We start from the raw sequence: 14,586 nt of genomic DNA, 5'->3' as shown, positions 1-14,586 counted from the left end.
CATTACATACACTTTAATTATTTTTGCATTGGTAAATATATCTCAAATGTTGCTCCTTCGTTAGGTTCACCAAATGCTCGAATATAACCGTTATGGGCATTTGCAATTTTCTTTACTATAGACAATCCTATACCGGTGCCTCCATATTTAGATTTTGGATGTAATTTCTGAAACACTTCAAACATGCGCTGTGTGTTTTCAGAATCAAAGCCGATGCCATTATCAGAAACTGAAATTTTATAATATCCGTTTTGCGCATTAGCTCCTTCAAACAAGTCATCAATGGTTTGTAGATATTCACCCTTAATGGTGATTACCAAATTTTCTTCCTCCTTGGCAAATTTTACAGCGTTACTTATCAAGTTGTTAAACAATTGACGCATTTGGTAAGGAACGGCTCTCACTTTTTCTAGATTTGCAACTTTAATCTTAGCTTCAGTACCACTAATAATCTCACTTAAATCCTCTTCAACTTGATCGATTATCTCATTAAGGTCAATTATTTGTTTATCTGAAGATTTACCACTTATGCGCGAGTAATTAAGTAAATCAGTAATTAATTGCCGCATTCTTTCGGCAGACCTTTTTATGCGATCAAAATCAGATGCATCAATACCTTGTAGGTTTTCACGTTCTAAAATTCTAGAAATAAAAATTATTATTTTCCTTAGAGGTTCTTGCAAATCGTGGCTGGATACATATGCAAAGGCCTCAAGTTCTTCATTAGATTTTTTAAGGTTATCGATATATAGTTGAAGTGTTCTGTTAGTTTCTTGCAAAAATTTTGAATGCTCTTTGGCTTGTACGGTAACATCTTGTACTGTTCCATTAAAGCGATACGCACTGTTGTTTTTAAACCATACTCTTCCTTTAGATCTTACGATGATACGATTGGAGGTTCGTTTATTTTCAACGGTAAATTGCATATCAAAATTTCCGGGTGTTTCAACATCCAAAGCATTGTCTAGTGCATCTACAACCTTTTGCTTATCTGCATCTATAATCCGTTCTGTTAAAATTTCAATATCTAATAAATCTAGCGTTTTAAGACCTAACCAATTTTGCAATCTTTTGTTTAAAACTACTCTGCCTGTTTGCAAATCATAATCCCAGGTTCCAAGTTCTGCGGCTTCTATTGCGAAACGAAGCTGATCTTCACTCTCTTTTAATTTATTTAAATTGAGAACTTTATCTGTAGTTTCATTACAGGTTACCAAAATACCCGCAATGTTTTTAGTCTCATCTCTTATTGGACTATAACTGAATGTCCAATAGACATTTTCTAAAGTGCCATTTCTATAGATTGGAATAAGCTGATCCTCACTCCAGTGTGCTATACCAGTGTCTCTCACTTGGTCAAGTAAAGGGCCTATAACATCCCAAATTTCTGCCCAGGCTGTAGCACCTCTTTCTCCTAAAATACTAGGATGTTTACCATCTATCCCTAAACTTGGTCTGTATGCATCGTTATAAAAGCAAACACTTTCCTTACCCCAAAATATAAACATGGGGAATTTATTCCCTAAAATTATTCCAAGTGAAGTTTTTAAACTCTGTGGCCATTGAGAAGGGCAACCTACTAATGTGCTACTCCAATCTTTTTGCTTAACCAATTCTACCATTTCTCCTTTAGCGTCTAAAAAATCTAAAGGATTGTTTAATGGTTTGGTTGATTGATTATTATTTTTCATGGATAAATTACAAAGTTCTCAAGATCAGGTTTAGTGTTAACATCCAATGCCTGCTCAATAGCTCTATATAGTAAAGTCTTTAAAAGATTAAAATCTGGAGGTTTACACAAATAACCTTGCGCACCAAGATTAAAAGCCATTTCTGTGGTGGTTGTATCCACGTAAGTAGAATAAAGATATACCTTTATTTTATTGAGCAAATTCAAATCCTTTAGACTTTCAAGACACTCTAAACCATTTTTTATCGGCATATTGTAATCCAAAAAAACCACATCTGGCAAATTATTTTCGTTTTTGGATAACGCTTCAATAAAATCTGTTCCATTATCGTAAGCCATAAATTTATGAGGAAGCATCGTTGCAGACAGAGCCTCTGCCGCAAGAAATCTATCATCTTCATCATCATCGACAATATAAATATATGGAATACGTGAATGCGCTTTCATAATAAATTAATCTACTATAAATTAGAGTTTACGTTGGTAAGATCTACTATTTTCTGAATTTTAGAAATACGAAATTTGAATAAAAATAATAAAATTATGTCAAATCGAAATTATTGAATGGCCCTCAATATTGCTTTTAGTTTAACTTATAGTTAAGAGCTAATATTATTAAAAGCGATAGCCAAGATTGAATCCAAATTTTCCGACTAAGCTTTCTCCATCAAAATCATTTTCAAAAAGATTTCTACCTATACCACCAGAAAGTTCAAAAACAAAGCCACCTGTGGTTAGCCATTTACTTCCTAACCCAAAACCAAGAGCAAAATCGGTGACCGTTTTATCTTCGAAAGTAAGGTTACCATTGCTACCAGAAGAAAATTCTCTTTCAACAGAATTAAGCATTGCAAAACCTTCTAAAAAGAAACCAGCAGCATATTTGTTACCAAAAAATATTCTATAGTAAGGAGAGACATAATAGTTGATATCATAATCTATATCATTGGCAAAAGGGAGAAACACAGAAATTCCAGCAGAGGATTCCTCATTTATATTACGTTCATAAAAACCTTCAAAAGCACCTGCCAATAAGAATACCGCATTTATTTTTACCTCATTATCTTTTTCATGTGGGTCTACAATTGTATCATTTTGATTTTGAGACTGTAAGGTAAAGATTGAAAATAGCAAGACAATTGCTAATACGATATTTTTCATTTGATTGTTTAATTAAGTTATAAATTGATTGTTGCAATAACAATTATACCCTTTAGATACGAAATGACCTAATAGGTTGCGTAAGAATATACCTATTTTTAGAAATAGGCCTTTAATTGAATAGTTCCTGTATGAATACTTTTTGATGTTTCAGTTTTTCTGCCGAAGTAATTCAAATTCAAATCTAAAAATTTAGTTAGCTTTTTTTGCGCAAGTAAGCTCCAAGTAAAGTTTTTTCCTGGTTGTAAACCTTCAAGCATTTGGTAAGCTACAGGTGTATTGGCATTGCCCTCAAAATCATTCTGAAAGTAATTTATTTCGCCAGTTAAGGCTATTTTATGAGCATTGTTATAGGTGAATGACAAGCCATAATTATGTTGTGCCAAAGACTCTAAACTACCAATGGTATTGTTTTTAGAAGTAAATTGATAGAACACATCGAACTGCGCATTTTCACTAAATAAATATGATAATTTTGGAAATAAGCGCTCTTCGTCAATCTCATAATTGCGATTGGCAAAATTTTCGCTAACACTCATGTCTCTACTAAAGCTTGCCGTGAGATTTGCTAGCCAGTTAGTAGCGAATTTGTGATTAAAATTTATCTGGTGACTAGTTAATTTATTTTCTTGAAAACCTATGGAAAGCAAATTACGATTCGCATTTTCTAATATGGTATAAGAAGTCGTATAGCGTTGTTTCCCTCTATTGTAAAATAGCACATTTCGTATACTATTGTTTAATGCCAATTGGTTGTCCTCATCATCTTTAAAAGGATTGAGATTAAAATTATTGCCTTCTCTCCTTATTTTTCTATCGATTAAATACGACGTCTGATTGTAAAAATGTGAAAAAAATTGTTTTGTTTTATTTTCTGAATTACTCCATTGTTGCGGATTCAATGTCAGTGTTTGGCTTAATCTATTTTGATGCGTCCGCACAAAAACCCGATTTGGCAGCAATACGCGAATATAATTGCCTTGGTCCGCAAATTGTGCAATTTCAAATTCGTTGAGTTCTTGAATTCCATTTTCATTATAGTCAATCCACGCATAGGCTCCTTGCCCAGCCTCAACCTCTACATATGTAAAATCCTGTTGTGGTAATGTACCAGAATTAGTTTCAAAATTGGTGTTCCATAAAATAATATTATTGAATAACTTTTGGTTGAAACTTAATCGACTATTTAAACTTTGTTCATTTTGAGTAGATTCATCCTCGGCTTTTAAATCTCTATAATTGATAAATAATTGCAAATTGGTAGCTCTATTCTGAATTAATCTGGACTTTAAATAATACGTATCAGAACTGTTTACGCGGTCCAAATTATTGCCTCTCAAACTGTCGTTAAAACGTTTAACGTAACCAACTTCAGCAAAAACTTTGGCGCTGTCTCCAATGCCAACGAAGGCTTCGTAAGCTCTAAATCTCTGACTCAAGGGTGTTAGGGAATCTGTTGCTTTCACCATCTGTTCGTTATCCTCAGTGGCAAATTTTACACCTGCCCATTTTTTGTTTCTGCCGTAAACTAAGCGATTAAAAGACCGTAAAAATGTAGATTGATTGATTGTGCTCTCACTATTTAAAAAACTTGAATTCGAAAATATCCTGAAATTCTTCAATCTTAAGTTGGCCGAAATATTATGTCGGTTGCCATTAAAATTTTCAGAATAATTAAGGTGCTCAAAATTATAATTGGCTGTGCCTTTTTCTGAATGTGATAATTGGAGACCTGAAGTCAACAACAACTGGTTCCCAAAATTGACGCTGGCATTATTGGGTTGTTGTGTATCTAAATTCCAATCACGATTAAATTCTGCACGATACAACCGTTGAATAGTTTGGAAATTTTCTTGAATAAAATCAGCATCAACCAGAGCGGATAAATTCCATAAACTATCTGATTTTATAATGTTTTGAGCAATACTCACTTTGGTTGCAAACCCATCGTTATCATTATCATCTAAATTTGAAAACAGGTTCTCATCGTTTTTACTTCCCGCTAATTCAAAAAACACATTGGTGCGTCCAGTTGGTTTGTAACGGCCGTTGATCACTGCGACTTGTAAACGCTCTGGTGCTACCAATTGAATAATCGGCGCATAGTTACCTTGAGGCACTCCACCAACTGGTGCAGCATATTCGTAAATATTGCTCACGGCATTGTCATTGCTCAAAATATAATCTCCTTGATTGGCTCCAACCAAAGTAAATCTAACACTGAATAATTCGTCCTCTGGATTTTGAGAAAACACAAAAATTTCTTCCGTACCAGCAAATTCCTTTCTGTATAAAATTCGATTTTCGGAAAAAGATTCTGGTGTAGCCGATGACGCTATCATAGCATCCATATCATCACCAGCATCTGCTAAAATTTGTGTTTGCTCTGTAGATAGATTCTGTTGCAAAGGTTGATTTTTTGCATCACTTTCGGAATATACAGATACATTTAAACTGAGTTTGTCTGTTTCATAACTGCTACCGCCAAAGACCGTAAACCTGCTGTAATTACGCTCGCTAAACTGGTAATCTACCGTAATTCGCATTTCGGAAGTAATGGGAAAAGTTGAATTAAAAATAATCTCGCCAGCGTTATAATCTATAATATAATCGTTGTTTTCACCACGTTCTAATGGTACGCCATTGACGTAAACCGTTTCACTTCCCGAGACAATTAAAACAAATAACTCATTGTTAGGCCCAGTTAATTTGTAAGGACCTTGATTGCCTTCCTGTGCTGTAAACTGTGTGGTAGTAAACTGTCCACGCACTAAAGCACCAGAAGCATATACGGACAAATTATGGTTCAAATTGGCGTTAACCAACAAACCTTGTACACGTTTTGTGAAGTTGGCAAAATAGCTTTTGGTATTTACCAAATCTATATCGCCTGCTCGGATGTTCCAGTCATCGCTAAACAATTCAATAAACACTTGATCAAATTCGTCCAAGCGCTGGGAATAGCCACTTTCCTGTAACGGAATATTAGCATCTTGGATTGAAGCTCGCAATGAGACTTTATCACTCAGTTTTCCTGAAATCTGCAAATCCAATTCGCTATTTAATACAGAGTTCTGATTATTACCAATGGTGACACCACGTGAGATACTTCCAGAAGTAGTCAATCCATCAAACGGTGTAAACACTTCTCGTTTTTTGGTATTTTCAAGTTTGTACAATTGTTGTAATCCGGTGGTATTTTCAACAATCACATCCTCATCCAATTGTCTGTAAACTTTGGTGAAAAATTCAGGATAACGTAGATACTCAACCGTGATAGAATCCAATTCCGATGGCACTTTAAATGTAAGTATTGATTTTGAAAAATCAACTGTGTATAAGGTAGAATCGATTTGTTTTCCGTCTTTAGATCTTACCACAAATCGTGATGGATTGATGCTTACGGAATCAATTTTAATGGAGTCTCTAACTGCTATTTTTTTTATTTTAAAATTACTGCTTCGCTCTTGAGAAAAACTCACAAAAGCACAGCACAGTAATAGAAATGAAATAGCAATTTTCATGTATGGTTATAACTATTAATAGCAAGAAATATTTTATTTCCAAAAATGTCTTGCGCCATTCGTTAAAACAGGCTTAAAATATCGCTGTAAAAGTATGTATTATTTATTTTCGTGCTGAACCAAAAAAATCAATCAAATGAAAATTGCTTCATATAATGTAAACGGTATCAGAGCCGCCATAAATAAAGGTTTTATCGATTGGCTAAAAGCCACCAATCCTGATGTGATTTGTTTACAGGAAATAAAAGCGATGGCAGAGCAATTAAATTTAGACCTATTTAAAGACGCAGGCTATGAATACAATTATTGGTTCAGTGCTCAGAAAAAAGGCTATAGCGGAACCGCCATTTTATGTAAAAATCAGCCAAAAAATATTGAATTTGGCACCGGTATTGAATCTATGGATTTTGAAGGCCGAAATCTTAGGGTAGATTACGATAATGTTTCTGTGATGAGTATGTATTTACCGTCTGGAACTAACGATGCAAGATTGTCTCATAAGTTTGAGTACATGAATTTAATTCATAATTACCTCAATGATTTACAGAAAGAATATCCAAATTTGGTCGTCTGCGGAGACTATAATATTTGCCACGAGGAAATTGATATTCATAACCCAAAAATGAAAGGGGTTTCCGGTTTTTTACCAGAAGAGCGTGAGTGGCTGGGAGACTTTATTGATAGCGGCTTTATAGATAGCTACCGTTATCTACATCCTGAAAAACAAGAATTTTCATGGTGGAGCTATCGTGCCAACGCAAGAGCTAACAACAAAGGTTGGCGATTGGATTATGCTATGGTGAGCGAACCATTACAAGAAAAAATAAAACGAAGCGTTATACTAACCGAAGCAGTACATAGTGATCATTGTCCTATTCTGCTTGAATTGGATATTTAAAACAGTTAACAGACACCTAAATTCATCATGATTAAAAAAATTTCAACACTTGCGCTAACGCTAATGCTATGTGCTTCATGCGTTTCAAAGAAGCTTTACACCGAACTTGAAGACAAAAATGCTAATCTGAAAATGGAGAACCGAAGTCTTTCAGACGAATTGGAACAACTTTCAAAATCAAACAATAGACTTAATAATGATTTAGAACAATTACAATCTGCTTATGAAAAAGCGGTTGCAGAGCGAGATAAACTCCAAACCGATTATAAAGCGGCAGAAAGTAATCTCGCCAATTTAAAAGCGTCTTATAAAGCACTTGAAGAAAATAGTTCTGCCGCCATTGCTGCTAATTCACAAAAAAACAGAGAGCTTCTGGCTCAACTTGAAGCAAAAGAACAAGCATTGGCAGCGGAAAATGCTCGGCTAGAAACATTGAAGAAAGAATTGGAAAACCGTTCGCAACGTGTTGCCGAATTAGAAAATGTAATCGCAGCTAAAGATGCCAATATGAGAAAGCTGAAAAACGCCATTTCTAAGGCGCTAACTAATTTTGAAGGTAAAGGACTTACTGTAGAACAGCGTAACGGAAAAGTATATGTTTCGATGGAAAACAAGCTACTTTTTGAATCTGGTAGTTGGTATGTTGGCGCACAAGGAAAACAGGCCGTAAAACAATTAGGAAGTGTTTTGGCAGATAATCCCGAAATCGCCATTTTAATTGAGGGTCACACTGACAACGTCCCATATAAAGGCAATGCACAATTAAGTGGTAACTGGGATTTAAGTACCAAACGTGCGACAGCAATTGTCAATATTTTAAGAGAAAATCCATCTATAAACCCAGAAAACTTAACGGCAGCTGGTCGTGGCGAATATGCGCCAATCGCGACAAATGAAACTGCTGAAGGCAGAGCGAAAAACAGACGAATTGAAGTGATCTTGACGCCTAAATTGGACGAGATCTCTAAATTGCTGAATGAGATATAACAAATTCCTGCGAACGCAGGAATCTCTTAAATCAAACCTTAACAAACATTTAGACCTCACAAGTTATAAATACCTGTGAGGTCTTGTTATTTTTGTTCTATTACTTCAAGTAATTTGGACTGTCACATCGAGCGTAGTCGAGATGTCTCATCTTATATTGTTTAACCATTAAAAAGATTCCCGCCTTCACGGGAAATGTTATGAAATATACAACCCTACCCAATACAGATATCAAAGTAAGTAAAATATGCCTCGGTACAATGACTTGGGGCAACCAGAATACTCAAGAAGAAGGTTTTGCCCAGATGGATTTAGCATTGGATAAAGGGGTTAATTTTTTTGACACAGCTGAATTATATCCAGTACCAGCAGAAGCAAAAACGTATGCTGAAACCGAACGTATTATTGGAAATTGGTTTGAAAAAACAGGAAACAGAGATAAAATAATCTTAGCTTCTAAAATAGCAGGTACTGGCGACTATACAGCACACATCAGAACCAATGGTTTTAGCAAAGAAGCTCTTAATGACGCTGTTGAAAATAGTCTAAAAAGACTTAAAACAGATTATATAGATTTATACCAATTGCATTGGCCAGAACGTGATACCAATACGTTTGACACTCGGGACTATAAACCCAATCCAAATGACGAATGGGAAGATAACTTCAATGAGGTTCTTCACCATCTTAATGAAATCATAAAGTCAGGAAAAATAAGACAGGTTGGTATTTCTAACGAAACTGGCTGGGGAACGATGCGCTATTTGCAAGAATCGAAAAGCAATGAACTTCCCAGAATGATTACCATACAGAATGCCTATTCTTTATTATGCAGAGGATTTGAAAGTGATTTAGCCGAAGTTGCACACCGAGAACATATCGGGTTATTGGCATACTCACCTATGGCGTTTGGCGTTTTGTCTGGCAAATATCTTAAAGGAAATGCTGCGAGCAATGCGCGTTTAAAATTGTTCCCAAGATTTAAACGCTATAGCAGTAAGTCGTGTACCGAAGCCACAAAACGTTATCTAAAAATTGCTGAGGATCATGGTATGACCTTAGCACAAATGTCTCTGGCTTTTGTAAACGAACGACCTTTTTTAACGAGTAATATTATTGGAGCTACTAATTTGAAACAATTAGAAGAAAATATTAATAGTATTGATATTACTTTATCCGATGAAGTGGTGAAAGCTATAAACGCGGTACATGCGGACATTCCTAATCCTGCTTCTTAGTTATGTTCTTGATTTGCATGTAAATGAAAAATCACTTAACAATAAGTTTATATGAGTTACGGAAAAACCGTAATTAAACCATCCGTTTGCCCCAAATTTTAACAACCCTTCATTTTAATGGTTTACAAATTATAAATAACTTTAACTAATCCTAATAAAAGCTCCCTCCTAAGACCCTAATTTTATAACGATTAATACGTAATCAATTAATCAATATATACATGAAAAACCGTTTATTATCTGCAATCCTATGTTTAGGTTGCTAACCGCTTATGTCTCTTGTGAGAAAGACATACCACTTATTGAAGACCAAAAAGAAAATAATCTTCCAGACAACAAAAATATTAGAGTTGTACCCTGGAGCCATTTTGAAGTAGACAACGGTGAAATTGCAGAAAGGATTGCTCCCATTAGAAATAATGGTCTAAAAAGTAGAGACACCATTACCTCAAATACTTATGGTTTTTCCATAGATGATAGTAAGGTACAGATTATCGAAAATGATGGCTATACGACCTATACGTTCTTCGCCTTTAGAGATTCCGTTCTACCTAATATTTTAGAGAATTATACTTATAAAGCTTTTGATGACGGCAGCTATGAGCAATACCTATTGGGCTACCATTACACGCTTGATACAGATGGGTATAAGATTTTTGACACTATGGTTCTCGATATACAGGTTATTCAGGATAATAATTTAATACTCGGCAGAACTACCGGTTGTACTCCAAAACTTGTAGACGTTATTGAAGGAGAAACATGCGTTTATAACGAGTTATGCACAGGTAATAGCCATTCGTATGGCCAACAATGTGACTGCACTACAGCACCATCTACTTGCGATCCACCAAGAACAATTAGATGCAATGATACATTTATTTGGATTTATGAAGAGGACCTTAGCTGCGGAGATGGAGCTGGACCAGGAGATAACTCTACTAACAACAATAATTCCAACAATAATGGCGGCGGCGGTACAGGAGGCAATACAACCAATAACAATACCGATGAAACAACAGATGCTACGCCAATGGAAGATCCTGCTCCAGAATGGCAAGAAATTGCAGATTGTCTTAATGATGTGGGCATTCTAGGTGATAACAACTCAACGATGTTAGATCATGAGGTCTTTGAAGCTTTAGGAGAAATTCTTACTCCTGACGAGTGGAGAGTATTTAAAAGTTTTCTTGTAAGACAAAATAATTGTAGTGTAGAAGCTCAACAATCTGTTATTGATGAGTTGCTTGAGATTTTAGAAGTAGAATTAATGAATCAACTCGAAGCAAATCCATTTCTATTACTTGAAATAGACTGTTTACAAATAGAAAATTGGCAAACATTGGCTCAGCACACTGCACCTCAGAGTGTTTTGGATAAAATAGAAAACCTACCAAGCTCATGGGCAAATAATTTTGAGATTCAACCCTTGGACGAAGCAAATGGAACCATGGTTAATCTCGACTACTTTTCAGTAAATATTACAACGCTTCCAAACAATCCGGATACAAACAGCCAATTTACTGCAGATGGACTTTTAGATTATATACGTAGAAATTTTAATAATTTCGTTGAAGACACAACTTTTGACCCGTATTGTGAGATACCCTCTATGTGCCAAACGGAAACTGACCTTTGGAACTCCAATAATCCTTTGGGCAGTATTATCTATATAGATATACCTATTGATGAAGGTGTTGTTGTCTGTACGGAATACACAAACAGCTATTGGTATTTTATGACGATGAACGCACCTTATGCTGGTAACCATCCCGTAAGTGGCACAAGGCAATTTGGATATGAGCTAAACCTAGATGGTTCATTTAGTTTTTTTGTTAGAGGTGTAGATAGATTTGACTCTAATACTGTAGAAAATGGTTCATATTTAATTGATTGGATTTTCGGAGATGAAGAAATATCAAATGCCTTCGATGGCTCAGATGAACTATGGGAAAGTTTTCAGTCAAAAATAAACCAGTTTGTTGATATTAATGATGGTGATTCTACTATTATTGAAGCCACGAAGAATAGGCCAGATTGGGATAAAGTACAGCAGGTTTTAATGGGTGAACTACCTATTAGTGAATTAGGTTGTAACGATTAAGTTAGAAAATTATGAAATCAAATAACGGTAAAAGACTCAGTTTTTTGTTTTATTCACTATCCTTTTTAAGCTTAGTAATATCTTGTCTGCCTAAAAGATATGTTATGTCTGTATATACGCCGAGTATTTTAGGATATATCTTTCTTATCCTATTACTAGTAGTGATTATTTTATTCATTTATTTATTTATAAGGGACATCAAGATAAATCGGTACAAACAAATTTTAGAAAGAATTATTGTGATTATATTAGGAATACTGATTTATCATATGGTAAGAAATTATTGGTTATAGTTATCAAAATCCAAACTACCTATGTATGTTAGAGTCATTGAATTGTTCAAAGATCAAATGATTCATGGTGGCAGGACACTCTTCATAATGTTGCAAAAGCAGCATGGGAAAATATGCAGGGAGAATCCGCTCAATGGGTTAATTAATGTTGGTCAAGCCACAATTATTTCAAAAACAGCTATTCGAGTAGATAAAGAAAAAATTGAAGAATTGCTTACTAGTAATGATACCATAAGTGAAATAAATTGTGATTAATAATCGAATTCTATGAGAGCATCCATAATGAATAAATCTGTCCTTATTTCTAAAGTCATCTTACCAGTGCTTGTATGTTTTACTCTAGTTTTGTTATTCCAAAAACTAGAAATTTTTAAATACAATTCTTTGTATTTTACTATTTCATCATTCGGTGTTGTGATTACACTTTTTAACTTAAAAAAGATAAGATATAGCATCATTATAAACCTTATAAGTTCAGTTAGTTTATCATTTATTGTTTTGTTTTTATCATTATTTATTGTTGGTGTTATAATTTATTTTATAGAAAAAATACCAACAGATTTTAATTCAAATTATATTAATTCAATGGTAATTAAAGAATCTTCAAATATAATTTCAATTGCAATTCTTTCACCTTTATTAATGTTTTATTCTTATAAATTACTTTTCAAAGTTAAAACCAATAGATACTTTAAAATTACAGCTACAATTTCAATTTTAATATTACTAACTTTAAGGTTAACTAAATCAATGATTGAAGAGACTTATTTATTTGCTTTTTGGCAAACTACCATGGTTTTAGCTTTACAATTAATCCTCTATCAAGAAGAACTTAAAACATTACTTAGAAAGAAAAGCTAATTAGATATTATGCAAGGAAGAAATTACCCTTAGTTAGCGCTTGATTTTAATCAATGCATTATCTAAACCAAAAAAGCCCTTCAGAAATTCTGAAGGGCTTTTTTTAATAGATATTATTTGATTTTGTTACCATCTTTGTCTAAAAAATGATATTCAAGATAAGTGTAAGCATCTCTGGGTAAAACTTTTACCCATTTTTTGTGTTCAAAGAACCACTTTGTACGGATGGATGGATACCCTTTGGTTAAAAAGGCTGCTATAAAAGGATGTGCATTTAATGTAATCTTTTTATAGTCTTTCTTTAAAAGCGTTTCGAGGTCTTGCTTAATACGAGCTACCACTTTAATTGGTGCTTCGATTTCTGCTCCTCCTACTAAGTCGGGATTTTCCTCCTTAGTTTTAATGTTACGCTCTGGCCTAACGCGCTGTCTGGTTATTTGTACTAATCCAAACTTACTCGGCGGTAATATTTTGTGTTTGGCTTTATCATCTTTCATCTCATCCCTAAGATGATTAAACAATTTTCTTCTATTCTCTGCCCTGTTCATATCGATAAAATCGATAACAATAATACCACCCATATCACGTAAACGTAATTGTCTGGCAATTTCTGTGGCTGAGATTAAGTTAACTTCCAAAGCCGTATCTTCTTGATTTTTCTCTTTATTAGAGCGGTTACCACTGTTTACATCCACAACATGCATTGCTTCTGTATGTTCAATAACCAAATAGGCTCCACGAGCCATTGAGACGGTACGACCGAATGATGTTTTAATTTGGCGCTCTATGCCAAATTTTTCAAAAACTGGTACACCATTCTTGTAGAACTTAACTATAGATTCTTTTTTCGGTGCAATCTGTTGCACGTAATCTTTTATTTCTACGTACAAAGCTTCATCATCTACGACAATACCTGTGAACGAATCGTTAAAAATATCCCTTAAAATTGAGGAAGCTTTATTCATTTCGCCCAAAACCTTGGTAGGGTGATGTGCCTTGTATAGCTTTTTACACATTGCTGTCCATCTACTCAGCAAATTCTGCAAATCATTATCTAGCTCGGCAACTTTTTTGCCTTCTGCTACGGTACGAATAATAACGCCAAATCCTTTGGGTGTGATACTTTTTACGAGTCTCTTTAATCGGTCTTTTTCTTCTTGAGATTCAATTTTCTGTGAAATTGAAATACGATTAGAAAAAGGGACTAAGACGATGTATCTCCCTGCAATAGACAATTCTGAACTAATGCGAGGTCCCTTTGTTGAAATTGGCTCCTTTACTACTTGTACCAAAATGGATTGATTGGATTTGATGGCGTTTGCAATCTTGCCATGTTTATCCAAATCCTTTTCCATCGGAAAGTCTTTGAGAGTATAATCTCTTAATTTTCCTGTGCTTACACGCTTAATGAATTTTAAAAGCGAAGGCAATTGCGGCCCAAGATCATGATAGTGTAAAAAACCATCTTTCTCGTACCCTACGTTAACAAACGCAGCGTTTAGACCAGGCATAACCTTACGGATTTTGGCAATAAATATATCACCAACCGCAAAGTTGTTATCCTCTTCGTCTTTGTGTAATTCAATAAGTTTTCCATCTTTTAATAAGGCAAAATCAACAATATCTGAACTCGATCTTACGATTAATTCCTTGTTCATAATGTTAATTTATATCTAACTCTTAATTGAGATAGATGGATTTTACTAAATTTTTTGACACAGGTCCCGATCGCTATCGGGAATCCAACAAATTTAGAAACACTCTATTAAATGCTTTCTAAATTCTATATCAAAGAACGTTTCTTTTAAGAACTTATTTAATCTTTTTGTA

General features: G+C 34.4%; 11 protein-coding genes. 6 read left to right on the top strand and 5 right to left on the bottom strand.

Annotated elements, in window-relative coordinates; genetic code table 11:
* Window positions 1-17 precede the first annotated feature (17 nt).
* The 4 genes from HM983_RS00495 to HM983_RS00480 all read right to left on the bottom strand — a co-directional run bounded on the left by HM983_RS00495 (window position 18) and on the right by HM983_RS00480 (window position 6,375).
* Window positions 18-1,691, bottom strand: a complete 1,674-nt coding sequence (locus HM983_RS00495) for a sensor histidine kinase (RefSeq protein WP_179343277.1) — start codon at window positions 1,689-1,691, stop codon at window positions 18-20.
* Window positions 1,688-2,137 (bottom strand): response regulator, encoded by a 450-nt coding sequence (locus HM983_RS00490; RefSeq protein WP_179343276.1) that lies wholly within the window; start codon window positions 2,135-2,137, stop codon window positions 1,688-1,690. The genes HM983_RS00495 and HM983_RS00490 overlap by 4 nt, the downstream gene beginning before the upstream one ends.
* A gap of 168 nt (window positions 2,138-2,305) precedes the next feature.
* Window positions 2,306-2,851, bottom strand: coding sequence for a DUF3575 domain-containing protein (locus HM983_RS00485; RefSeq protein WP_179343275.1), 546 nt, complete (start codon window positions 2,849-2,851; stop codon window positions 2,306-2,308).
* A gap of 98 nt (window positions 2,852-2,949) precedes the next feature.
* The gene (locus tag HM983_RS00480; RefSeq protein WP_179343274.1) at window positions 2,950-6,375 is read right to left on the bottom strand and encodes a hypothetical protein; all 3,426 of its coding nucleotides are present in this window, start codon (window positions 6,373-6,375) and stop codon (window positions 2,950-2,952) included.
* Window positions 6,376-6,511: 136 nt separating this feature from the next.
* Between HM983_RS00480 and HM983_RS00475 the strand changes: the two genes are divergently transcribed.
* The 6 genes from HM983_RS00475 (at window position 6,512) to HM983_RS00450 (ending at window position 12,756) form a co-directional block, all read left to right on the top strand.
* The gene (locus HM983_RS00475; RefSeq protein ID WP_179343273.1) at window positions 6,512-7,273 is read left to right on the top strand and encodes an exodeoxyribonuclease III; all 762 of its coding nucleotides are present in this window, start codon (window positions 6,512-6,514) and stop codon (window positions 7,271-7,273) included.
* A gap of 27 nt (window positions 7,274-7,300) precedes the next feature.
* Complete coding sequence (locus HM983_RS00470; RefSeq protein WP_179343272.1) at window positions 7,301-8,260, top strand: OmpA/MotB family protein; 960 nt, start codon at window positions 7,301-7,303, stop codon at window positions 8,258-8,260.
* A gap of 200 nt (window positions 8,261-8,460) precedes the next feature.
* Window positions 8,461-9,498 carry an aldo/keto reductase gene (locus tag HM983_RS00465; protein ID WP_179343271.1) on the top strand — a complete coding sequence of 346 codons (1,038 nt, stop codon included), beginning with the start codon at window positions 8,461-8,463 and terminating at the stop codon, window positions 9,496-9,498.
* 250 nt (window positions 9,499-9,748) lie between these two features.
* Entirely contained in the window at window positions 9,749-11,602 is a 1,854-nt protein-coding gene (locus HM983_RS00460) for a hypothetical protein (protein WP_179343270.1), read from the top strand.
* A gap of 314 nt (window positions 11,603-11,916) precedes the next feature.
* Window positions 11,917-12,150 carry a hypothetical protein gene (locus HM983_RS00455; RefSeq protein WP_179343269.1) on the top strand — a complete coding sequence of 78 codons (234 nt, stop codon included), beginning with the start codon at window positions 11,917-11,919 and terminating at the stop codon, window positions 12,148-12,150.
* Window positions 12,151-12,162: 12 nt separating this feature from the next.
* Window positions 12,163-12,756: a hypothetical protein gene (locus HM983_RS00450; RefSeq protein ID WP_179343268.1), complete on the top strand. Its 594-nt coding sequence runs from the start codon at window positions 12,163-12,165 to the stop codon at window positions 12,754-12,756.
* Between the two features lie 113 nt (window positions 12,757-12,869).
* Here HM983_RS00450 and HM983_RS00445 read toward each other — a convergent pair whose 3' ends face one another.
* Window positions 12,870-14,414: an Rne/Rng family ribonuclease gene (locus HM983_RS00445; protein WP_179343267.1), complete on the bottom strand. Its 1,545-nt coding sequence runs from the start codon at window positions 14,412-14,414 to the stop codon at window positions 12,870-12,872.
* Window positions 14,415-14,586: the final 172 nt, after the last annotated feature.

Origin of the sequence: Winogradskyella ursingii (assembly GCF_013403975.1) — a bacterium.
Lineage (GTDB): Bacteria > Bacteroidota > Bacteroidia > Flavobacteriales > Flavobacteriaceae > Winogradskyella > Winogradskyella ursingii.
This window is presented reverse-complemented; position numbering and strand designations above follow the sequence as displayed.

Bases quoted from the DNA above. Each gene is read 5' to 3' on its own strand.
- HM983_RS00495 (WP_179343277.1), bottom strand. From the start codon at position 1,691: ATGAAAAATAATAATCAATCAACCAAACCATTAAACAATCCTTTAGAT.
- HM983_RS00490 (WP_179343276.1), bottom strand. From the start codon at position 2,137: ATGAAAGCGCATTCACGTATTCCATATATTTATATTGTCGATGATGAT.
- HM983_RS00485 (WP_179343275.1), bottom strand. From the start codon at position 2,851: ATGAAAAATATCGTATTAGCAATTGTCTTGCTATTTTCAATCTTTACC.
- HM983_RS00480 (WP_179343274.1), bottom strand. From the start codon at position 6,375: ATGAAAATTGCTATTTCATTTCTATTACTGTGCTGTGCTTTTGTGAGT.
- HM983_RS00475 (WP_179343273.1), top strand. From the start codon at position 6,512: ATGAAAATTGCTTCATATAATGTAAACGGTATCAGAGCCGCCATAAAT.
- HM983_RS00470 (WP_179343272.1), top strand. From the start codon at position 7,301: ATGATTAAAAAAATTTCAACACTTGCGCTAACGCTAATGCTATGTGCT.
- HM983_RS00465 (WP_179343271.1), top strand. From the start codon at position 8,461: ATGAAATATACAACCCTACCCAATACAGATATCAAAGTAAGTAAAATA.
- HM983_RS00460 (WP_179343270.1), top strand. From the start codon at position 9,749: ATGTTTAGGTTGCTAACCGCTTATGTCTCTTGTGAGAAAGACATACCA.
- HM983_RS00455 (WP_179343269.1), top strand. From the start codon at position 11,917: ATGTATGTTAGAGTCATTGAATTGTTCAAAGATCAAATGATTCATGGT.
- HM983_RS00450 (WP_179343268.1), top strand. From the start codon at position 12,163: ATGAGAGCATCCATAATGAATAAATCTGTCCTTATTTCTAAAGTCATC.
- HM983_RS00445 (WP_179343267.1), bottom strand. From the start codon at position 14,414: ATGAACAAGGAATTAATCGTAAGATCGAGTTCAGATATTGTTGATTTT.